The sequence below is a fragment of the Bacillus sp. JJ1503 genome, assembly GCF_036965125.1.
In the GTDB taxonomy this organism is placed as follows: domain Bacteria; phylum Bacillota; class Bacilli; order Bacillales; family Cytobacillaceae; genus Cytobacillus.
In genome coordinates this window covers 1-22,184 of the sequence record NZ_JBALOZ010000058.1, presented here as the reverse complement: position 1 = coordinate 22,184, position 22,184 = coordinate 1, and the positions used below count along the sequence as shown (strand labels likewise).

Sequence of the window (22,184 nt, the reverse complement as noted above, 5' to 3'; positions counted from 1 at the left end):
AACTTTAATTTTCGTTATATTGTAAGGCTTCGATGGAAAAAGAGGCAAAAAAATTATCGGAAGTGAGAAGGGAGAGGCGCTTGAAATGCAGAAAAAGTCCTCTTTTATCGGGTTAATTGCAGGGATGGCTTCAATAATTCTTTGGCTTGTTTTTAACTTCTATAATCCTTATTCAAATCAGATTAGCTATGAAAGTATGTTTACCACTTTCCTGATGTTGGTTCTTCCTGCTTGCTTAGCAATATATTCCTTTTATAAGTCAAAAAAACTCTACATGTTAATTGCTTTCATTTGGTCTTTGCCCCTAAGTTTATACATGCTATTGACACCTGGCGTATTTCTCTTGTTTGGAATCACAAGTGTTATGTATCTTTTAAGCTATGTATTAATGAGGAAATGATTCGTCTCAGCTTCTTTATTTGATGCTTTATAGTAACATTCCCATTAGGGGGTATTTTATTGAGTTGTAGTTAACAATGATTTAAATTTATTTAACTATGGAAATTCATTGTGAAATAACTAATTAGGGCACTTCTTAAATTAGAAGCTGCCCTGTTAAAATTCATTTGGATGAAATCGCTCGATATAATTGTTTGATCGTTTCGACATGTAAAGCTTCATGGTAAAAGCTAAACAAAAATGCCTCTCCCGCTGTGTAAAATGTAATGCCGGCCCGATTTGTGAATGGAGTTGGCAGTGTTTCGTACATACGATACTGAATAAAATCTTTAATTCTTGCTTTCTGTTCCGTCAAGACATCAGCAATCTCTATTAAAGATGGAGGTGTTCCTCTCCAATCTGCTGGTCTCGTTCCCGCCTTAAAAAGCTGTTCATAATTGCTCGGAATGTTCATCTCTTCACCTAAAAGTCCAAAGACGAGCTTTTCCTGTACAAATGCAATGTGTCCAAAGTTCCAACGAATATTGTTGTTAAACCCTTTTGGAATAATATTTGCCACTTCTTCCGGTATTCTCATAATCGCTTGCTCCGTTATCCTACGCACTGTTTCCATGTGCTGAATAATTATTTGGTCCATGAAAAAACCTCCTTTTTAAAAGCACTATGTTAGATAATTCGCGGCTTTAAGTGCTTTTCCTACTAATATATAAATATTCCCATTCATAAGATAAAATGTCCGATTACAAGAATTAGTGCAAGGAATGTTAAGTACATATATAGAACCATTAACGATATAGAAGCTGAAAAGGAGATCGCATCAGAATGTTAAATATTGAGATAAGAAGACCAACGGCTGAGAATATTAGGGAGCTAAATCACTTTTTTAGAGTAGTCATTACAGACACTTTTTCTAAAGAAGGTATTGGAGAGATGTTAGAAGATATAGAAGATGAAATAGAAGCTAAGAAAAAATACTTAAATCTTGATTTTGAAAGTGATGGGGAGAAACGATATTTTCTTATTGCTTTAGATAGGGATCAGATTATTGGCTCAATCGAATTTTGACAAGCAAGTGAGCTTATTTATCATTGTACGAATCATGCATTAAAAGACCTAGTGGAGGTAGGGACAGTCTTCGTTCATCCTGACTTTCAAAGGAAAGGGATAGGCAATAGGCTGCTGGATGCGATGTTTTTTACTTTGCTCAATAAGGGCATAGAAGAATTTTGTTTAGATAGTGGATATACAACTGCACAAAAAATTTGGAAAAAGAAGTTCGGGGAGCCACAATATCTATTAAAGAATTATTGGGGAGAAGGGTATGATCATATGATTTGGAGGATCAATGTTAAGGAATTTGTAAAATAGATTTTATTTTAAACAATGATACTTCAACGAATGCAGTGTTGACATGGAAATTCTGCCGGAAAGATAAACAAAATAGTACAAAAGTTAATTTTTCCAATGGAGGTGATGCATAGGTGGAATTTAAAATTCAAGAAATAGAGGGATTAGAGACGTTAGAAATTTTCCATTTAGTTGAAGAAAGTAAAGCTGCCGGGTTTCGTTTTCTAGAAAAGCTGGTCAATGATTATCAAGATGGCACAAATCGTTTTAATAAGCACGGTGAATCATTATATGGTGTATATAATGAACAAGGCGTACTCATTGCCATCGGCGGGCTTAATATTGACCCGTATTCTAACAAACCGAAAATCGGTCGATTAAGAAGGTTTTATGTTGCAAGTGATTTTCGACGAAGTGGGGTAGGATCACTTCTATTAAGCAAGATAATCTTAGAGGCTAAGAATTATTATGAAGGTTTAGTCTTGCATACTGATACAGATCAAGCTGATTTGTTTTATACTGCATTTGGATTCTCTAAGACTTGTGACTACCCGAATTCAACTCATTATATAAACCTATACCAAAAAGGCATTATGTAATTGTACAATGCCTTTTTAATGATGATTAAGTACTTTGGCGATGACAATAGTTTCTATGTTTTTTGGCAGTAAATTTAAAAGTTATAAATAACAAATTAAATAGATTTCCGACTATTTCTAATAAGCTCTATATATTGAATATCACCTAGCCCATAATCGGAAAAATCCCTCATTAGATCATGCATAAGCTCTTTCTCAGGGACATTTGGATGATTTTTAATATACAGCATAAGGTCACTATCTTCATGTTGATAATTCAAATAAAGCTCAATCCCCTTCTTTAATGGTTCAGGATAAATAGCGGCGGGCATCGTTTTATCGATCAAAACCTGTTTGTAAAGGGCATGATATCCATTAACTTCAAGTGTGAATTTTCCCAAGTGCTCATAATGGTCATTCATTAGATGAAGGTCAATTGTCTGTACACATTGTGTTTCGTTGAGCCATGCGAGAATCGTAAGGACATTGATCTGACAGAACATATCAGGACCAAACCATAATGCTAGGTGTGTAAAGTCTTTACTCAAAAGAGGCTGCAAAGGTTTAAGGGTGATTTCATGATATTGGACGGAAGTAACGTGATGAGCCTTTGCACGAATGGCGGCAAATTCATCTGAAAAAAGAGTAGCGGATGTGTTTCCATAACACATCGCTTCGTTAAACGGAACCATTATCTCTTGTTGAAGGCTTTGTGTTTTCTTAAAATATTTGTACATTTCTTGTCCGTTTAATACGTTTAATTTTTGTATTCGAGTCATGTTTCGACCTCCCCTTTAAAGGTTATCATGATTGAAAAGGTTAACAAATTCAAATAGAAATGGGTTGCTTGATCTATAGAGAGAAAATCTACGCATTAGGAAGCAGGGGCATTTTCTTACATAAGAAGATGCCCTTTTATAGTGACCCATTATTTTCTAATTGGGCGTTCTAGTGTTAATATTTCATCTTCCAGAGAAGACAATTGCTGGCTGACTAAGTGTTTAACATCTGAAACGGCAGCATTATAAAAATGAGGAGCAAGTGATTCCTTAACGAATTCTAATACACTTTCAGCAGCGAATTCTGATATTTCCTCATCCCTCTCTTGTGAAAAGAAATATTGAATGTCTGCAATCATTAATTGTTGTTGATCTTTTGTGAGCTTAAAAAACATAGAATAACACTCCTTCAAAAAATTATAATAGTTAATTGGATATACACGAAGTGATTAGTTTATTTAGATTTAATACTAGGAGCTATAATCTCAATACTGTTAGTCCAAATCCCGCCATTATAATTTTTAGGAAGGCGTTCTAAATCTTTTTCTTTATCAAAACCTTCCGACCATCCGCCATCTCCTGCTACAATAATGACTCTGGAATCCACCCTATCCATCCGATTTACAAACTTATTTGACCATCCCCATATCCAAGGAGCGTATTTCTCTGGAAGATGTATTTGTGTTTGATGACAGGATGAGGGGACATATCCTATCCAGCCAACGGCGATATAAGGCAGCATGCAGCTTTTTAGAGTAGCTTTTGACATGACACGGAGATTTGGAAGACCTTCTTTTAATGTCTCAATTGGCAGATCACCCCCATAAACTGTTAGTTGACTTAAGCGTTCCTTTGGCAATTCTGAAAGATATTTTTCAAGCTGCACTCCTTCTTCAGGGTCATTACTTTTTATATGTATGAGAAATGACTGATTCGGAAAAAAGCTTAGCACTTCATCAAGTGTTGGCATTAGCCCAACGCCTTTACCACGAAAGGTATACGTTTTCCCGTTATCAAATGTATACCCATAGCCAATATCCAATTGTTTTAATTCTTCCATTGTGTGCTCTCTCGTAACACCTTTTCCATTCGTTCGGCATTCAAGAGTCCAATCATGGAAAACAGCAAATTTCCCATCCTTCGTTAATTGAACATCAAATTCAACGATGTCAGCACCTGCTTTAAAGGCTGCTTCTATTGATGGAATCGTATTCTCCAAAAATGGATGTTCAGGTTCATAAATCCTTTCGGCCGTACATGTTTCACCAGTGATTCCTTCCATTGGGAACGTTTGAGCCATTCCTCTATGTGCTAATAACAATGGGGCCTCCTCCCTGGCTTTCGAAAATAGAGAACTATTATTAAGAAACATGAAAGCTGATAAAACCAATACAAATATAGAAAACCTTTTGGCCACTCGTTTAAACTTCTTCATAATTCCTCCAATATCCAAATGGACATACCTTCCAATAGTTTAGCATAGAAAAATAATCAGAAGCTCTGCTTATTTTGTGCAAAAAGAATTTAGCGAGTAACAAAGGTTCAACTATTTCCGTCCAATATTATGGGGGGATGGAAAATGAATAGAAAACTACTGCTGTTATTCCTGCTAATGGGTATGAGCCTGCTGGGCTGTTCCAAAGTAAATATGTTAGAAGAGAAGCCGCCAAATGCAGTTATTAAAATAAATAATGATATGTATGAAACGACATTAGGTACTTATTGCTGGAATGGGAAAGGTGTAAGTACTTGTGTTGATACGGCTGGGCCAATTGAACTTTTAGAAGGCAAAAAACCAATAAAAGTAAAGCCTGGTGAAAAAATTACATTTGTGATGGAGTATGATCCTAAACCAAACGAATACTATGTGGTCCAGATACATGGGAACGAGGAACATACAATTGAGGTTATAGATGATAGTTTTACGGCACCTACCGAAAAAGGAGTTTATTATTATTCGTTTGGAGTATGGTGGATGGATGAAAAGGTTGAGCATTTATCACATGGAGACGCATTTTATGCTTTTGCTTTAGAGATAGATTAAAAATTAATACTCTTTAAAAAGGTTGCTCCAGTTAAAGTTGGCGGCAACCTTTTCGTTTTCTGCTTAGAAGAAATGCCTTCAAAATACATATCAATCTTTGGGACTAACAAACTATTAATTGACACTTCTTCGGTCAGATGTTACCATCTTAGTGGAAATAAACCAACTAAATACATAGGAATAATAAAAATAAAGCAGCGAGAGGTAAATTCCTGATTGACTATTATCGAAATATTGTTTAATATTCGAATAAAAAGAGAATTAATTATCATTATATGATAATTAATTCTTATAATATGAGAAAGGGTGAGTGTTATGGAGAAGATTACGGCATTTCGAGGCACAGAACTTCGTTGTAAAGGCTGGCGTCAAGAGGCTTTGCTTCGCATGTTAGAGAATGTGCTAGAAAATGGGGAAAACCAGAAAGAATTGGTTGTATATGCAGCGCTCGGTAAGGCTGCCCGTAATTGGGATGCTTACCACGGAATTGTGAAAGCACTCCAAAATATTGAAGAAGATGAGACATTAGTCATTCAGTCCGGTAAGCCGATCGGAATTTTGAAAACTCATGCATTCGCACCACTTGTCATTATGGCCAACTGTAATATCGTTGGAAAATGGGCAACGAGTGAGAATTTTTACGATTTACAAGAAAAAGATCTGATTATGTGGGGCGGGCTGACAGCGGCTGCATGGCAATATATCGGTTCCCAAGGTGTGATTCAAGGAACATATGAAATTTTTGCCGCGATTGCGGAAAAGCATTTCAATGGAAGTCTAGCAGGGAAATTTATTTTAACGGCTGGACTTGGAGGAATGGGGGGAGCACAGCCACTTGCGGGCGTCATGGTCGGTGCGGCCATTCTTGTCGTAGAAATCGATGAGGCACGCGTCGATAAACGAATTGAAAACGGTTATTTACAAAAGAAAACGCATGATTTGGATGAGGCATTAGGCTGGATTGAAGAAGCAACTTCTAAAAATGATAGTGTGAGTGTCGGTCTAGTCGGAAATGCCGCGGATATTTATCAAGAGCTTGTGAGACGCAACATTACTCCGGATATAGTAACGGACCAAACATCAGCACACGATTTATTATATGGCTATATTCCATCAGGATATGACAAGGAAGATGTGAATCGTATACGTGAAACAAATCCGGCTAAGCTTGAGCAAGATGCGCGTGCATCCATTGCCAGAGAAGTGGAGTCGATGCTTACTCTTAAAAGCCGTGGTTCAATTGTATTTGATAACGGCAATAACATTCGTACTCAAGCGTATCAGTATGGTGTTAGTGATGCCTTTGATATCGATATTTTTACAGAAGCCTATTTACGGCCCCTGTTCAGCCGGGCGATTGGGCCGTTTCGTTGGATCGCTTTGACGGGTGAAGAGGATGATATTCATACGATCGATAACTACATATTAGAACATTTTAAAGAAAATAAAATTGTGACGAATTGGATTTCACTCGCTAATCAATACGTTCCATTCCAAGGATTGCCTGCACGGATCGGCTGGTTTGGCCATGGTGAAAGAACAGAGTTAGCAATCGCAGTAAACAAGATGGTTCGGGATGGGGTATTAAGTGGCCCGATCGCATTCTCCCGAGATCACCTTGATGCAGGAGCGATGACACATCCAAATATTATGACGGAAAGAATGAAAGACGGAAGTGACGCTATTTCTGATTGGCCACTTTTGAATGGAATGTTAAGCTGCTCATCGATGGCGGATTTAACAGCAATCCACTCAGGTGGAGGCGGGTATTCCGGATATATGACGAGCGCCGGAATTACACTTGTTGCTGACGGGACTGTTGAAGCGGATATACGGTTAAAGCATGCGTTAGATAATGATACGAGCTTAGGGGTACTAAGATATGCAGATGCCGGCTATGAAGAGGCGCTCGATGAAATTGATAAAAAAGGAATTCAACGGATTGTATTATAAGCTAAGAATCAATTGATAAAAGAGGAGGAGAAACAGATGCGTGTATTAACGATGGATGATGTGAAGGCGGCGGTTGCAGGTGGTTCTGTGTATGCTTCAGGTGGTGGTGGATGGGTCGATCATGGTCTAGAAATTGGTGGTGCGGCGGTTACGATGGGACAACCGAAATTGGTGTCTGTCGATGAACTTCCGGATGACGCGCTCATTATTACTTGTACTGCGATTGGTGCACCAGCTGGAAAAACGGATTGGCAAATGTTGGGTATCGATTATATTAACGCAGTCAAGTTATTGATAGAAAACTATGAAGGAAAAATTGTTGGTGTGATGACACCGCAAAATGGAATGTCAAGCTCAATCAACGGCTGGTTACCAGCAGCAATGCTTGATTTGGTCGTAGTTGATGCAACAGGAGATATTCGCGCTCATCCAACAGGTCAGATGGGTCAGATGGGTGTAGCAGCCGACCCTCATTTTGAAACAATTCAAGTTGTTGTTGGCGGGAAGAAGGAAACTGGATCTTATATCGAGCTCGTCGTAAAAGGATCACCGGCTAAAACATCCAAAATATTACGAACTGCTTCTGATATGTCAGGCGGATTTATCGCTTCGGCGAGACTGCCACTCCCTGCAAGTTTTATAAAAGAGAATGCTGCGGTTGGCGGAATTTCAATGGCGATCGATCTTGGCAAGGCGATCATTGAGGCTGAACCAAAGGGTGCGGAAGCGGTCATCCAAACGATTTGCGATAAGACGAACGGAGAGATTTTAGGGCGGGGAAAGGTTATTTCCACATCCGTTGAATATTCAGGTGCTTTTGATATCGGTCAAATAGTCGTTGATGTGCCAAACAATCCACTAACATTGCATGTAATGAACGAATTTATGGCAGTAGATGATTCACAAGGTAATCGTTTGACGACTTATCCTGATGTGATTACGGCCATTTCAACTGAAACAGGTAAACCACTTAGTGCTGGGGCATTGGATCCAGGTGTAGAGATTGCAGTATTTAGAATTCATAAGAGTCATATTCCACTTAGTTCAAGTGTACGCGATGCATCCGTTTATCCTGATGTCGAGGCTGCTCTAGGTATTCAGATTGCTGATTATGCTTTAGAGGAGTAAAAGCTTTAGTACTAAGGGGAAAGGAGGAAACTGGTGGAACTGATTTTGAAAGCATACGAATATTTAATAAAAAATCATAATCGATTTTTAGAGGAGCTGCAAGTTCATTTAACCTTAAGTTTTTCGGCGCTCATTCTTGGTTTACTTCTCTGTGTTCCACTTGGGATATGGTGCGCAAAAAATCCAAAAGTTGCAGCAACGATTATGAATACGGTCAATTCCATTCGGGTTATTCCGAGTCTGGCTATCCTTGTTATTATGCTGCCGCTGATTGGAACTGGATTTTTACCGGCGCTTATCGCATTGACAGTTTTAGCCTGTCCTCCGATCCTTATTAATACATTTATGGGGTTTCGTGGAATCGATCCTGCCATTCTCGAATCTGCTACTGGGATGGGAATGAGCGAAAAGGCGGTGTTAAGGAAAATTGAGTTCCCGCTAGCGATGCCCCTCGTGATTGCTGGTGCGAAAACATCGAGCGTGGAGGTTCTTGCTAGTGCATCGCTTGCGGCATTTATTGGAGGCGGTGGGTTAGGAACATTTATTATTAATGGATTAAGCATGTATAAATTTGAAGTGTTGCTCGTCGGTGCCATCCCGATTGCGTTATTAACGATATTTTCAGAGGTCATTTTTTCAGTGATTGAGCGTATGACAACAAGGTATCAAAGAGATTCATAGGGAAGAAAACTATTTTAGAGGAGGTTTATCATGAAAAAAAAATCATGGATTGTTCTAGCAATGGTACTTGTATTTTCTTTGGCACTTAGTGCTTGCAGTGGTTCTTCGAATATAAAGGTAGGTTCGAAAAACTTTACGGAATCGCTCATTTTAGGTGAAATGTATGCATTAGCATTGGAAGATGCAGGATTTAAAGTAGACCGTAAATTGAATCTTGGTGGAACACTTGTTGCTCATGAGGCACTAAAGAAGGGTGATATTGACGTGTATCCTGAATATACAGGTACTGGACTCCTTAATATTATGGAGGAAGAGCCACTCTCTGATCCACAACAAGTGTATGATATGGTTGCTGATTTTTATAAGAAGGAATTTGATCTAGTTTGGTTAACTCCGTCAAACGCGAATAACACGCAAGCAATCGCTGTATCGAAAAAAGCATCGGATGAATATGGAATTAAGACTCTATCAGACCTTCAAGCAAATGCAGAACACATCGATTTTGCGGCGGTTCCTGAGTTTGAAGAACGCGAAGACGGACTGCTTGGAATGAATCGGGTGTACGGGGATTTTAATTTTAAAAGTCTAAAGCTTTATGATTATGGTGTTAAATATCGTGCTGTATTAGAGGACGAAGTGCAAGGGACAGTTGCGTTTGGAACAGATGGTGATTTAACGAATCCAGATCTAGTTTTGTTAGAAGATGATAAACATTTATGGCCGCCATATTTCGTTGCTCCAGTCATTCGCCAAGATACATTAGATAAGGATGAAAAAATCAGGAAAATCTTAGATGATATCTCAGCGAAACTTGATGATAGCACGATGCAGAAATTGAATGCGGAAGTGGACATTAATCAGCGTGAGTATGCGGATGTAGCGAAAGAATTTTTACAAAATGAAGGTTTGATTAAATAATCTTATATTCAGCGGGAATGCGAAAGTTCTCGCTGAATGAAACTTTACTTTATAGATGTAGAATTGAGGGTGAGAGGTTTGACGAAGAATGCCATTGTTTTTGAACAAGTGATCAAACAGTTTCCTAATGCGGCAAAACCGTCCGTGTATGAAACAAACCTCACAATTGAAGAAGGTAGCTTTGTCACAATCCTAGGAGCATCCGGATGTGGAAAGACAACATTGTTGAAAATGGTAAATCGGATTCATGATATGACATCTGGGAAAATTTTTGTGCATGGTAAGGACATTATGGATATACCAGTCACCGAACTGCGGCGCAATATTGGCTATGTCATTCAACAAATTGGTTTATTTCCGCATATGACAATTGCTGAAAATATTGCAACAGTTCCTAAGGAATTAGGCTGGGATGCGAAAAAAATCGATGAACGAATCGATTTTTTACTAGAATTGATCGAGTTGTCACCTGAGGAATATCGTAACAGATATCCGCGGCAATTATCTGGTGGACAGCAGCAGCGTGTTGGTTTGGCTCGGGCTTTGGCTGGCAATCCGTCGATTATGTTAATGGATGAACCATTCGGGGCGATCGATGCAATTACCCGAAGTACATTGCAGGATGAAATGATTCACATTCAACGCAAACTAAACAAGACCATTTTGTTTGTTACACATGATATTGACGAGGCGCTGAAATTAGGGGATAAAATTGTGATTATGAACGAAGGAGTCATTCAACAATACGACACACCCTTAAACATCATTACGAATCCAGCAAATTCTTTTGTTAGTGAGCTTGTTCATTCAGAGGATGTCGTGCAACATCTCAGTCTAATGAGAGCTGATCATGTGATGGTGCCACTTACTGATACGATCGACCCCCAAGAAGTAAAGGTGGATCAGGCTGAGAATTTGAAAAGTGTTCTCTCACATATTTTACAGGCACAAAGCGATTCAGTCATCGTGACAGCGGAGGATCAAACACCGATTGGGCGAATCACATTGGCTGAGCTTAAAGGTTATATTGCGGGAAGTAATCGCTCAAAAGCCGCTCTATAACGTAAAGGTGGGAAAAAACTATGTTTGACTATTTAATCAATCAGTATGATCGTATATTGATGTTATTTTTTCAACATCTTATGCTTACTGTTATTTCACTAAGCATCGCCTTGCTGATTGCTCTACCCGTAGGAATATTATTATCCCGAAAAAAGTGGCTGTCAGTGCCGGTTTTGTCGATTCTCGGCATCTTATATTCGATTCCTAGTTTAGCAATGTTCGCCTTCTTAATTCCAATTGTTGGATTGGGTTTAAAACCTGCAATTATTGCCCTCATTGCCTACTGCCAACTCATACTCGTCCGCAATGTCATGGTTGGATTTCAATCCATCGATCCAGCGATTATTGAAGCGGGCAAAGGAATGGGACTAGCCTCACTTCGATTGTTTTGGAAAATTGAATTTCCACTCGCTTTACCTGTGATTTTAGGCGGCATCCGAATCGCCACCATTTCGACCATTGGGATCGCCACGATTGCCGCATGGATCAACGCTGGTGGACTTGGAGTTATTTTATTTGAAGGACTTTATCAAAATCATACTCCTAAAATGATCTGGGGTACCATTTTTGTATCCCTGCTTGCGATCGCAGCTAACCAGTTATTATTAAGTTTAGAGAAACGCTCTGCCTTAAAAGTAAGAGGTGAACTCGTATCGAAGTAGAAGAACATATTGATTATCACCAAGTGAGGGATAAAGCGGTGAATGTAAACAAAAATCAAACGATCGAAAGAGCATTAGATATTATTTTTTCTTTAGCCGAAGTGGAGTCGAACTTGACCGTGAGTGAAATCGCGGAGAAAGTCGCCATTCCGGAAAGCACCGCTTATCGACTAATCAAAACATTAGAGAATTATGGAATGGTCGAAAGAAAATCAGTCGGACAAATTAGATTAGGTGTGCGCATACTTGATTTGGCAAGAAGTTTACAGCAACAAATGGACCGGGAATTAATTACGATTGCTCGACCGATCATGGAAATGTTAACTGAAAAAGTAAATGAAACGTCCTTGCTTTGTGTGAGGTCAGCAACTGAGGTGATTTGTGTGCAAAGTATAGAAACACGTCAAATCCTTAGGTTGTCTGTTGAAGTAGGAAAAATATTACCGCTCTACCGCGGAGCTTCAGGCAAAGCGATTTTAGCATTTGAAAAGAAACAAACAATCTCGCAATTAGTCCAAACAATCTCAGACGAAAATGTACGACAAAACATTCAGTCAGAAATAGAAGAAATTAGATCGCAAGGCTATTGCCTGACGTTCGCGGAAGTGGATACAAATATATTTGGTTTAGCAGTTCCTATATATGATAAAGACAAACGTGTCATTGCTTCACTGACAGTCGCTGGGCCAACAGATCGATGGACGAAAGAAAACAGTGAATTATTTGTGAATACTGTCGTGTCCTCAGCAGAAGAAATCTCGAGGCAGCTAGCTTGCGTTTCTACTGCATCTTTATATAAGGGGGAGGAAGGTAATTGACCATGTTACATACGGAATTCGATCTGTTGATTAAGGGTAACGTTGTTTTACCAGACCGTATCGATTATGAGTCGACTATAGCAATTAAAGATGGGAAAATAAGCCACGTTTCTAAAGATAATACAAAACTGTTTAGCAAAGAAACGATTGATGCATCGGGAAGTTATATTCTCCCGGGTGCGATTGACGCGCATGTTCATTGCTTTAGCTCGCTTGCGGAAGGTTTTACGAATGCAGGCAAATCGGCTGCTGCCGGTGGCGTAACAACGATTATTGAAATGCCATATGATGCAACAGGAATCGTTTACACTGAGCAGCTCTTTTTGGAAAAAGCAGCTAGGCTAGAAGAAGAGGCGGTTGTTGATACGGCCTTATTGGCAACGATTCCAAAAGAAGATGGTTTGGATGAAATTACAAAACTGGCTCAAGCAGGTGCCTGTGGCTTTAAAGTATCGATGTTTAATACGGATTCTTTTCGGTTTCCCCGTATTGATGAAGGACAATTATTGGATGCTTTTGCTGTCATAGCGAAAACGGGACGTCCCGTCGGGGTTCATGCGGAAAATGATGATATTGTCAGAAGATATTTACGTAAATTTGCTGATCAAGGTATGGCGGATCCACGTGCGCATGGTTATAGCCGACCGAAAGTGGCGGAATCTGTTGCAGGATTAACAGCGATGGAATTGGCCTATTATACCGGAGTAAAGCTGCACTTATATCATAGTACTTTTAAACGGATCTTTGATTTCGTTGACTATTATCGCTCACAAGGTGCAAAAATCACAGCAGAAACATGTACACATTACTTAACTTTTAACGAAGAAGATCTGTTGGAGCTTGGTGCTAGAGGGAAAATCAACCCACCGCTGCGGACGAAACAAGATGTAAGCGATCTATGGGATCTCATTGCATCTGGCAAAATCGATATGGTCACATCAGACCATGCTCCTTGGACGTTAGACCGAAAAGCAAGCAGTGATATTTTTCAAAATGCATCGGGTGCGCCAGGTGTTGAAACACTATTGCCGATTATGTACAGTGAAGGAGTTGCGTCGGGGAAGATAACGATATTAGATCTCGTACGTGTACTTTCAGAAAATCCAGCAGCAACTTTCGGATTAGACCATTGCAAAGGTCGCATCGAAGTTGGAATGGACGCTGATATCGTCATTTTGGATCCACAGCAGTCGTATACCTTGGATGAAAAAACTTTACATTCCAGCGCAAACTGGAGTCCGTATCACAACCGTAAAGTATACGGAAAAATAGTGAACACATTTGTTCGCGGACAGAAGGTATATAACGAGCACGGAGAAGTAGTAGGAAAAGCAGGCGATGGTCAGTTTGTCAAAGCAGTGCATAAGGGGTTGTGAAGCATGAGCAATTCATTTCACCTGCATCCTAATCGAGATCGTATTCAACGGGACATATTAACCTTGGCAGAAATGGTTGATAAAACGAAACCTGGCTGGACACGAAGGCCGTTTACACCATGGTATAAGCAAAGCCGTGCATGGTTAAAAGAGCAAATGGAAACATGTGGGCTAGATGTCAAAACAGATGCTGGTGCTAATCTGATTGGAACAATGGCTGGTACGGATGACCATTGTAAGCCAATCATGATCGGATCTCATACGGATACCGTCACTGGCGGAGGCCGGTTTGATGGGATCATTGGTGTTGTTGCTGGACTGGAAATTGCTCGCCGCTTGCAGGAAACGGGAACTAGACTGCGCCATCCACTTGAAATTGTTGATTTCACAGCGGAAGAACCAAGTGAGTTCGGAATATCGACTATTGGAAGCCGAGCAATGGTTGGTCATTTATCACCCGAGATGATGGAACGGACGGATCAATCAGGGCTAAAGTTGAAAGATGGGATTCAAATGATGGGGGGAGCGCCCAATCGAATCGCTGAGTTCACTCGAAAACAAGGGGATGTCAGCTTGTATTTGGAGCTCCACATCGAACAAGGCCCCGTTTTAGAACAATCGAATAAGCAGCTTGGAGTTGTGACCGGGATTGTTGGCATCCATCGTTATCGAGTTATCGTTGAAGGAAAACCTAACCATGCGGGCACAACCCCGATGAATATGCGATTCGATGCATTAACAGGCGCATCACAACTCGTGTTAGAACTGGAGAATTTATGCAAAGCGACATATGCGGACCCGGTGGTTGGCACAGTGGGAAAATTAATGAATGAACCGAATGGAGCGAATGTTGTTCCGGGACGCGTCACATTTGAATTGGAAGTTCGCTCGCTTGACGCGGGAATTATCGAGACAATCATCGATAAATTCTCTCGTTTTTCCAATCATATCGCCGCATATCGGTCTCTAGAAATTAGTTTAGATAATTTATCAAAGTCTGAAGCGATTCGTGTTCTTCCCGAAATTCAGGACAAGATTAGTAAAGCATGTGCCGCTGCTGGAAGTACAATGTATTTACCAAGCGGTGCGGGCCATGATGCGAATCAACTGGCAAACATTGCTCCAGTGGGCATGATTTTTGTTCCTAGCAGTGATGGCAGAAGTCACTGCCCGGAGGAATGGACAGATTATGTTGATGTTGCACGTGGAATCGAGGCAATGGCAAGAGCGCTACTTGAATTTGATCGTAGTATATAGTCTATTTCTAATTTTCTACTACTCTAGCTAGAGCGCTTATTATAACTATTTCACAAGTGGGGGTGAAACATGTGTCTAGTCAAACTGGGGAGCTTATAATAGACGGGCAATCATTATCATATAATAAGATTGTTGAATATATTGAAAATCCGAAACTGCAAGTTTCCTTGTCAGCTCAAGCAAAAGATCGAGTAAAGCTGTTCCGTTCTGCCGTAGATCAATGGTTGGTAGATGAGAAAAAAGTGATTTATGGTGTGACAACTGGTTTAGGTAAATTAAAGAATTTTGTCGTTGATGAATGTAATCAAAATGAATTTCAGCGAAAGATCTTACTTTCACATGCTGTGGGGCTTGGTCCAAATTTTCCAGATCCAGTCGTTCGCCTTGCAATGTTATTGCGAGTAAATGTACTTGCCCGTGGTAATTCAGGGGTAAGAGTTGAATTTATTGAGCGAATTCTGCAGTTGTTAAATAAAGGTATCTATCCGTGTGTACCTCAAATCGGCTCATTAGGGGTCGGCGATTTACAGGCAATGGCGCATATCGGTTTATGTATCATTGGGGCCCCGGAAGGAAGGGCTCGTTTCCAGGGGGAAGAGGGGAAAATCGCTGATATTTTGGCTAAGGCACAAATATCTCCCGTCCGCTTTGAAATGGCTTCAAAAGAAGCATTGGCTTTAATTGACGGTAGTACGATGGTGCTTGCTGCAGCAATCTATACTTATTATCAAGTTCAGCAGCTTTGTAAAGTTGCTGATATGGCTGCGGCCTTAAATATCGAGGCAAGTAGAGGGGAATTGAATGCACTTGATCCCCGGATCCACGAAGCGAACAATCTTCAAGCAGAGCAGGAAACAGCACGAGTGTTGCGGGAATTATTAGAAGGGAGCCAATGGCCGACGGATGAAGGAAGAAAACGATTAGGTGAATTCTCGCCTCGTGTCCAGGATGCAGTGAGCATACGATCTACGGCCCAAGTCCATGGAGCAATTAAAGATGTGTTGCAATATATCCAATCTATTTTAGATAAAGAAATGAATGCCGCGAAGGATAATCCGTTAATTTTCCATAATGGCGTGAATTTTGAAAGTATAAGCGGTGGAAATTATCATGGGGCACATCTTTCATATGCGCTGGACTTTATGGGGATTGTCATTACAGATTTAGCTGTTATATCTGAGCGAAGATCCGCTCGTCTGCTCGATCCAGCTATGAGCTATGGTTTACCGGCAAATTTAGTTGCAAATGCCGGGTTAAATACTGGATTTGCACTTGTTCATGCGAACGCTACGGCAATCATCGGCGAGATGAGGCTATTAGCAACGCCAGCAAGTGTAAATTCAATCCCTGCAAAAGGCAATCAAGAAGATCATAATAGTATGGCGATGGGAGCCGTTCGTAAGCTGACCCAAATCATCGAACATGCCCAACAAGTACTGGCTATTGAACTGCTCCTTGCAGCGCAAGCCATCGATCTTATTGCGGACGAAATGCATGATTTGCCGATGGGAATAGGCACATCAACTCTCCATCGTTGGATTCGACAAACAATTGAACCGATGTGGGAAGATCGGTTTATCCTATCAGATCTGGAGAAAATGATTGAATTTGTAAAAAACGGCCAGATTGTGGCGCAATTTCCGCAGCGGAAAATTTCTGCGTAGAATGAAAGTGGTCGGTAACTTCGGATTTGTAAGCCAGCATTAGGAAGAGCTTGCCCCATAAGCAGTATAGGGCGAGCTCTGTTCCTCATTAAATCATCACTTTACACATCTTTTTCGTCTTCGCTATCCATTTTATCAATTCCTAAATCGCCACTGGAAACGGATCTAATTTCCTTCACTTTGTATAACATGAGCATTTATATCGCGGTGTTTGATAAAACAGCAGGTCCTATTTCCTTAATCACTGAAGTGGTTAAAACACCTTATATAGATAGTAAGATGATTAAAGTCAATTTGGAAGATTAATAATTGGAAAGTGAAGCCTCAATTAGTAATATATTGGGGCTTTTTTTATAGAATTAGGTTTAAGTAGACTATGAAGTATTCATGACGCTCGTTTTGTATGATACAAGAAGAAAACCCTAGCTATAAAGCGTTCATGGCGCTCGTTTTGTATAAGACCAGAAGAAAACCCTCACCATAAAGTGTTCATGACGCGTGTTTTGTATGTCATTAGAATAAAACACTAGCTATAAAATGTTCATGGCGCTCATTTTGTATGACACCAGAATAAAACACTGAATATGAACGTTCATGATCCGATTTTGACGGAGGTGAAATAATGAAATATACAATTAAAATCGTAGAAAAATCCACCTAATGGGCAGAAATTAAAAAGGAAAATATAGTATAATTAAAAATGTAGCTTTTAGGAAAATTTTGTTAAGGGGGCGGTCATTATGACAATAATAAAATATTTGAGCACAAATCATTATATGGGGATAACGCCTAATTAAAATGGTTGCTTAGGGTTTCCTCTAAATTTGGAAGGGGAAAAATAATGAAAACAAACAAAGTGAAAATTGTAGAATTAAATACGGATAACTGGTATGAATGCAGTAAATTAGAGGTATTTAAAGAACAAATTGAATATTTGGAGCCTAATGCAATTTCGATAGCACAGTCGAAGTTTGAACTTACTTTAAAACCATATGCCATTAATTTAGATGAAAAAGTAGTGGGGTTTTTAATGTTTAATTCTGTTCAGGAAGAACTTGATGGTTATTGGATTTATAGAATTATGGTGGATAAGGAACATCAAGGCATGGGTATTGCCAAAGCTGCAACTGAGTTAATGATTTCAGAGATGGCGAAATTGCCAAATGCGAAAAAAATTGTTGTAGGATATCACCCAGATAATATTGGAGCTCATAGTTTATATAAAAGTTTGGGATTTGTGGATAATGGTGATCGGTTCGGTAAAGAAATGGCCGTTATTAAATATGTAAGTGAATAGAACAATTATCGAATAGCCTGGCTAAGCATTACTTTTTTCAGCTAAATAGGGCTTAAAATCAATCTAAAAGGCCATCGGAAATATTATCCGATGACCTTTATTTTTTCGAATGAATTTGGATTACTCGCTAAACTAAATGCCAACAGGCTTTTTCTTATTCAAAAATTTAATAAAATCCATACAGGCTTTGGAAAGTGGGTGCGATTTCCTATAATACAACATAATATTTCGATATGAATGTTCATCATCAATTTTGTAAAAGAACAACTTATTTGTCTCTTCTAAGTACCGAGTCACACCAGCACGTACGAAAGTAATTCCTTTTCCATTACAAGCAATATAATAGGAAGTAAGTAACTGATCAAGGTACATAGATACTTTAGGAGTAAAGCCTGCCTTCCTGCACATTTTTAAGCTTCTCGTGTGCAAATCATTTCCCTTTTTCAATAATAAAAAATTTTCATCTTCAAATTCTTTTAGACTAACCTTAGCATATTTTTCACTTAAATATTGACCGCTAGCCACATCCTCGAAAGTTAGACGATACTTTCCTAATTTATTGTTAACTTCATAGAATGACGGAACAGCCAGCAAAATTTGTTCTTCCGCCCAAACAAAAGAATCAAAGATTTTAGGATCTCTTTTTTCAACATCTATAATAATATCAACAATACCTGAACGCAGACACTTCATTAAATCATCTGCATTTGCCTCCATGAGATTCACTGTATAATCTGGATATTCTACTTTTAACTCTTGCACGATTGTTGGAAAAATATAAGCGCAAAAGAAGGAAGCACCCCCAATATTGATGGTCCCCCGATTATTATCCAATAAATTATTAAAATATGATCTCATTTCTTTCTCTATGCTCATGATTTTCTCTATAGATTCAATATAATATTCACCTGCTGCTGTTAATTGTACTGGATTACTGCTTCTGTCAAAAATAGGAAGTCCAATTTCGTCTTCTACCTTTTTAATCGCTGCACTAAGTGCTGGTTGCGAAATATATAATTCTTCAGCCGCTTTAGAAAAACTATTGTTTAAATAGACCGCATAAACGTAATACATATTTTTTAGCATAATTACCCTTCTTCCTTGCTTGAGTATTTTCAGATGTTAATGTAAAAAGATCTTAATATTTCCAAATAGAGAGTTTTTGAGAATAAGATTCCCATACCCTGAATAGTTTCATAGGTGATGGGGATTTAAACCAAATTCCCTGCGAGTATAAAGAAAAATATATATCGTTATTAACTTTTTCATATTGGAGTTAATGAGTAAGAATCACTTATGATTATAATATAAAAAGCCAATATAGAAAAATTAGGTAAATATAAAATATTCAAATCAAAATGAAAGAGAGGGACGATCATGAATTTAGTAGAAGAGAAGTTTAAAAAACTTGGCGCTGAATATGCACCTGGACAAGAAGTACGCCAAAGCACAAATGAGGTTGAACTGCGTGGTGAGAAAATTCCCGGTACACCGGTTGATTTTTCGCACGGAGATGTTGACGCTTTTGAGCCAATTCCAGGCTCATTAGATGTATTCATCGAAGGCGTTCATCTTGGTGGCAAACAGGCCTACACCGAGTATCGTGGAAGTAAAATGATCCGGGAGAATGTAGCTGAAAAGCTATCAGATTACACGGGGACAACGATTAACGCAGACCGGAATTTTATTATTACTCCAGGAACACAGGGGGCACTTTTCCTAGCAACGGGATCTACCATTTCTAGAGGAGATAGGGTTGCTATTGTAGTACCAGACTATTTTGCCAACCGAAAACTTGTCGAATACTTTGACGGTGAAATCGTTCCAATTCAGATGGACTATTTCAAAACAGACATTTCTGCAGGTTTGGATTTAACTCAGTTGGAGGACGCGTTTAAGGCAGGGGTTAAACTCTTTTTGTTCTCTAATCCCAATAATCCTACAGGAGTCATTTATTCAAAGGATGAAATTCGCAGGATTGCAGAACTTGCACAGGAGTATGGAGCAACAGTTATCGTGGATGAACTGTACTCACGTCAGATTTTTGAGGGACGGACCTATACGCACCTATGTGCGCAGAATATTGTAGATCCCGAAAATGTCATTACCATCATGGGGCCATCGAAAACAGAGTCGCTAAGCGGGTACAGGCTAGGTGTAGCATTCGGATCAGCTAAAATAATTGACAGAATGGAAAAACTTCAGGCCATAGTATCTCTTCGTGCGGGCGGCTATAGCCAAGCAGTATTGAAATCTTGGTTTGCCGAGCCGGATGGATGGATGAGGGAACGTATTTACCAGCACCAGGCAATTCGTGATGATCTTCTTGCAAAATTGCGCGCTGCTGAAGGTTTTAAAGTGAGAGCCACGGAGGCAGGCAGCTACCTATTCCCAAGACTTCCTGAATTAGATGTTTCAATAAATGAATTTGTGAAGATACTTCGCCTCCAGGCTGCTGTTACCGTAACACCTGGTACAGAATTCGGCCCACAGTTCATCGACAGCTTCCGTATAAATTTTTCACAGAATCATAAAGCAGCAGTTGATGCAATTGAACGTATCATTAAGGTAGTGGAGGAGTATCGTAAATGAGTATGTTTGGAGAAAAAGCTAATCCAATTCCGCAGGGAAACTATGCTCCGGCATCACGGTTTGAAAACCTTATCTATACCGCTGGAATGACTCCAAGAAAAAATGGCGTACTGATTCAAATTGGAAAAGTTAGTGCTGAGCAGCCGATTGGGTTCTATCAAGAAGCAGTCAAGCAAGCAGCTGCAAATGCACTTACTGCCGCCAAGAATAGACTTTCGGAACGAGAACAACTAGAGCAAATACTCGCACTCAACGTTTACATTAATGCAGAAGAAACATTCGAAGCACATTCTAGCCTTGCAGACTTTGCTTCTGAGTATTTATACCAAGAATTAGGAAGCGTAGGCATAGGGAGCCGCGCTGCGATAGGTGTTGCATCATTGCCAGGCAATGCACCGGTTGAAATTCAATTAATTGCTGCTGTTTCTTCATGAAGATTTACTGGAAAAGCAATGATTAGTCACTAAGTAAATTGTTGAAAATTGAATCCAATAGCAGATAGAAGAAATAGCCTTTGCTTAACTAAGTGAAGGCTATTAAAAATGAAATACAATATTACTGTTTTTAATAGGAAAAATTACCTTTTCATTAAAAGTCATTTATAATTACTTTAGGAAGTCATAATATTAAGGGTATTTTTACAAAATGATAGTATATGGGGGAACACCAATGCAAACAATCAAAAATGTATATTGTGTAGGAAGAAACTATGCGCTACATGCAAAAGAATTAAATAATGAAATTCCTAAATTTCCTTTTCTATTTGGAAAGACTACACATGCTGTGGCTTATGCCAATGGTCAGGAAATCGTGTTACCAGCAAACCGTGGCTCCATTCATTTTGAAGTGGAATTAGTCATTCGAATCGGCAAACCTTACGAAAGAGGAGCTACAGTTGACGACCTTGTAGACAGCATGGCTGTTGGGATTGACTTTACTTTACGCGATGTTCAAAGCGAATTAAAGAAAAAAGGACATCCATGGCTATTAGCAAAGAGCTTCCCTAACTCCGCTATATTAAGCGAATTCATCAAGTTTCCTGGTGTGAACGAATGTAAAAGCAAAGAGTTTTCTCTATTAAAGAATGGAGAAAAGGTTCAGATCGGTAATATAAAGGACATGATTTTTGATATGCAAACATTAATAGATTACACAGCCTTACATTTTGGCCTTGATGAAGGCGATATTCTTTTTACCGGCACTCCTGAAGGGGTTGGACCCATATCGGACGGGGATCAACTTGCACTACTATGGGGGGAGAAAGTTCTTGGAAGTTGTTCGATAAAGCTTGGTTAGATTAATTAATAATGATGGACACACTAACAGGAAAATAGCTTTTCAAAAATTAATTTGAAAAATCCGTTGCTATTTTTTGTAATCTATAATAATATGTATAAAAAATCCATTTACTTAAGCACGGATAAGGACATGAGCTACTTTTACGGTTTCCAGAGAGGGAAGGCTTGCTGAAATCTTCCTAACGCAGAAAAGTATCTTACCGCCTTTGAGCTGTATTGGGGAAACTAAGTATCCAATGCCGTCTATGCAACGTTACTGCACCAGAGCCATAAGGATCTTTTTTCTTATGGGAAATTGGGTGGAATCACGGGTATAACGCACTCGTCCCTT

Annotated in this window: 21 protein-coding genes and 2 pseudogenes; 18 read left to right on the top strand and 5 right to left on the bottom strand. The window is 39.3% G+C overall.

The window, feature by feature from the left end; genetic code table 11:
- Nucleotides 1–562: 562 nt before the first annotated feature.
- A complete protein-coding gene (locus tag V7149_RS05410; protein ID WP_335344627.1) occupies nucleotides 563–1,036 on the bottom strand; it encodes a DinB family protein in 474 nt (157 codons plus the stop codon).
- A gap of 185 nt (nucleotides 1,037–1,221) precedes the next feature.
- Here V7149_RS05410 and V7149_RS05405 point away from each other — a divergent pair.
- Both V7149_RS05405 and V7149_RS05400 read left to right on the top strand, forming a co-directional pair.
- Nucleotides 1,222–1,767: pseudogene (locus tag V7149_RS05405) on the top strand (GNAT family N-acetyltransferase).
- A 113-nt stretch (nucleotides 1,768–1,880) separates the two neighbouring features.
- A complete protein-coding gene (locus tag V7149_RS05400; protein ID WP_335344626.1) occupies nucleotides 1,881–2,345 on the top strand; it encodes a GNAT family N-acetyltransferase in 465 nt (154 codons plus the stop codon).
- A gap of 95 nt (nucleotides 2,346–2,440) precedes the next feature.
- On the opposite strand, the gene V7149_RS05395 is transcribed toward V7149_RS05400, so the two are convergent.
- The 3 genes from V7149_RS05395 to V7149_RS05385 all read right to left on the bottom strand — a co-directional run bounded on the left by V7149_RS05395 (nucleotide 2,441) and on the right by V7149_RS05385 (nucleotide 4,538).
- Nucleotides 2,441–3,103, bottom strand: a complete 663-nt coding sequence (locus V7149_RS05395) for an AraC family transcriptional regulator (protein WP_335344625.1) — start codon at nucleotides 3,101–3,103, stop codon at nucleotides 2,441–2,443.
- 149 nt (nucleotides 3,104–3,252) lie between these two features.
- The gene (locus V7149_RS05390; protein WP_335344624.1) at nucleotides 3,253–3,498 is read right to left on the bottom strand and encodes a DUF2164 domain-containing protein; all 246 of its coding nucleotides are present in this window, start codon (nucleotides 3,496–3,498) and stop codon (nucleotides 3,253–3,255) included.
- Between the two features lie 59 nt (nucleotides 3,499–3,557).
- The gene (locus V7149_RS05385) at nucleotides 3,558–4,538 is read right to left on the bottom strand and encodes a glycerophosphodiester phosphodiesterase family protein (RefSeq protein ID WP_335344623.1); all 981 of its coding nucleotides are present in this window, start codon (nucleotides 4,536–4,538) and stop codon (nucleotides 3,558–3,560) included.
- Between the two features lie 144 nt (nucleotides 4,539–4,682).
- Here V7149_RS05385 and V7149_RS05380 point away from each other — a divergent pair, with 144 nt between their 5' ends.
- The 12 genes from V7149_RS05380 (at nucleotide 4,683) to V7149_RS05325 (ending at nucleotide 17,963) form a co-directional block, all read left to right on the top strand.
- Nucleotides 4,683–5,147 carry a hypothetical protein gene (locus tag V7149_RS05380; RefSeq protein WP_335344622.1) on the top strand — a complete coding sequence of 155 codons (465 nt, stop codon included), beginning with the start codon at nucleotides 4,683–4,685 and terminating at the stop codon, nucleotides 5,145–5,147.
- A gap of 315 nt (nucleotides 5,148–5,462) precedes the next feature.
- Nucleotides 5,463–7,100 (top strand): urocanate hydratase, encoded by a 1,638-nt coding sequence (locus V7149_RS05375; protein ID WP_335344621.1) that lies wholly within the window; start codon nucleotides 5,463–5,465, stop codon nucleotides 7,098–7,100.
- 36 nt (nucleotides 7,101–7,136) lie between these two features.
- A complete protein-coding gene (locus V7149_RS05370; protein WP_335344620.1) occupies nucleotides 7,137–8,228 on the top strand; it encodes a DUF917 domain-containing protein in 1,092 nt (363 codons plus the stop codon).
- Nucleotides 8,229–8,261: 33 nt separating this feature from the next.
- Entirely contained in the window at nucleotides 8,262–8,909 is a 648-nt protein-coding gene (locus V7149_RS05365; protein ID WP_335344619.1) for an ABC transporter permease, read from the top strand.
- A gap of 30 nt (nucleotides 8,910–8,939) precedes the next feature.
- Nucleotides 8,940–9,827, top strand: coding sequence for an ABC transporter substrate-binding protein (locus V7149_RS05360; protein WP_335344618.1), 888 nt, complete (start codon nucleotides 8,940–8,942; stop codon nucleotides 9,825–9,827).
- Nucleotides 9,828–9,905: 78 nt separating this feature from the next.
- Complete coding sequence (locus V7149_RS05355) at nucleotides 9,906–10,889, top strand: ABC transporter ATP-binding protein (protein ID WP_335344617.1); 984 nt, start codon at nucleotides 9,906–9,908, stop codon at nucleotides 10,887–10,889.
- A 20-nt stretch (nucleotides 10,890–10,909) separates the two neighbouring features.
- Complete coding sequence (locus V7149_RS05350; RefSeq protein ID WP_335344616.1) at nucleotides 10,910–11,551, top strand: ABC transporter permease; 642 nt, start codon at nucleotides 10,910–10,912, stop codon at nucleotides 11,549–11,551.
- 38 nt (nucleotides 11,552–11,589) lie between these two features.
- The gene (locus V7149_RS05345; RefSeq protein ID WP_335344615.1) at nucleotides 11,590–12,369 is read left to right on the top strand and encodes an IclR family transcriptional regulator; all 780 of its coding nucleotides are present in this window, start codon (nucleotides 11,590–11,592) and stop codon (nucleotides 12,367–12,369) included.
- A gap of 2 nt (nucleotides 12,370–12,371) precedes the next feature.
- Nucleotides 12,372–13,745 (top strand): dihydroorotase, encoded by a 1,374-nt coding sequence (locus V7149_RS05340; protein ID WP_335344641.1) that lies wholly within the window; start codon nucleotides 12,372–12,374, stop codon nucleotides 13,743–13,745.
- A gap of 3 nt (nucleotides 13,746–13,748) precedes the next feature.
- Nucleotides 13,749–15,002 carry a Zn-dependent hydrolase gene (locus tag V7149_RS05335; RefSeq protein WP_335344614.1) on the top strand — a complete coding sequence of 418 codons (1,254 nt, stop codon included), beginning with the start codon at nucleotides 13,749–13,751 and terminating at the stop codon, nucleotides 15,000–15,002.
- 71 nt (nucleotides 15,003–15,073) lie between these two features.
- Nucleotides 15,074–16,666, top strand: coding sequence for an HAL/PAL/TAL family ammonia-lyase (locus V7149_RS05330; protein ID WP_335344613.1), 1,593 nt, complete (start codon nucleotides 15,074–15,076; stop codon nucleotides 16,664–16,666).
- 841 nt (nucleotides 16,667–17,507) lie between these two features.
- On the top strand, nucleotides 17,508–17,963 hold the full coding sequence (locus V7149_RS05325) for a GNAT family N-acetyltransferase (protein WP_335344612.1): 456 nt from the start codon (nucleotides 17,508–17,510) through the stop codon (nucleotides 17,961–17,963).
- Between the two features lie 132 nt (nucleotides 17,964–18,095).
- On the opposite strand, the gene V7149_RS05320 is transcribed toward V7149_RS05325, so the two are convergent.
- Entirely contained in the window at nucleotides 18,096–19,049 is a 954-nt protein-coding gene (locus tag V7149_RS05320) for a LysR family transcriptional regulator (protein WP_335344611.1), read from the bottom strand.
- Between the two features lie 291 nt (nucleotides 19,050–19,340).
- Here V7149_RS05320 and V7149_RS05315 point away from each other — a divergent pair, with 291 nt between their 5' ends.
- The 4 genes and pseudogenes from V7149_RS05315 to V7149_RS26440 form a co-directional block, all read left to right on the top strand.
- Entirely contained in the window at nucleotides 19,341–20,555 is a 1,215-nt protein-coding gene (locus tag V7149_RS05315) for a pyridoxal phosphate-dependent aminotransferase (RefSeq protein ID WP_335344610.1), read from the top strand.
- Nucleotides 20,552–20,989 (top strand): RidA family protein, encoded by a 438-nt coding sequence (locus tag V7149_RS05310; RefSeq protein ID WP_335344609.1) that lies wholly within the window; start codon nucleotides 20,552–20,554, stop codon nucleotides 20,987–20,989. Before V7149_RS05315 ends, V7149_RS05310 begins: the two co-directional genes overlap by 4 nt.
- Nucleotides 20,990–21,224: 235 nt before the next feature.
- Nucleotides 21,225–21,851 carry a fumarylacetoacetate hydrolase family protein gene (locus V7149_RS05305; protein WP_335344608.1) on the top strand — a complete coding sequence of 209 codons (627 nt, stop codon included), beginning with the start codon at nucleotides 21,225–21,227 and terminating at the stop codon, nucleotides 21,849–21,851.
- 142 nt (nucleotides 21,852–21,993) lie between these two features.
- Nucleotides 21,994–22,076 (top strand): annotated as a pseudogene (locus V7149_RS26440) (hypothetical protein); the annotation flags it as partial.
- Nucleotides 22,077–22,184: the final 108 nt, after the last annotated feature.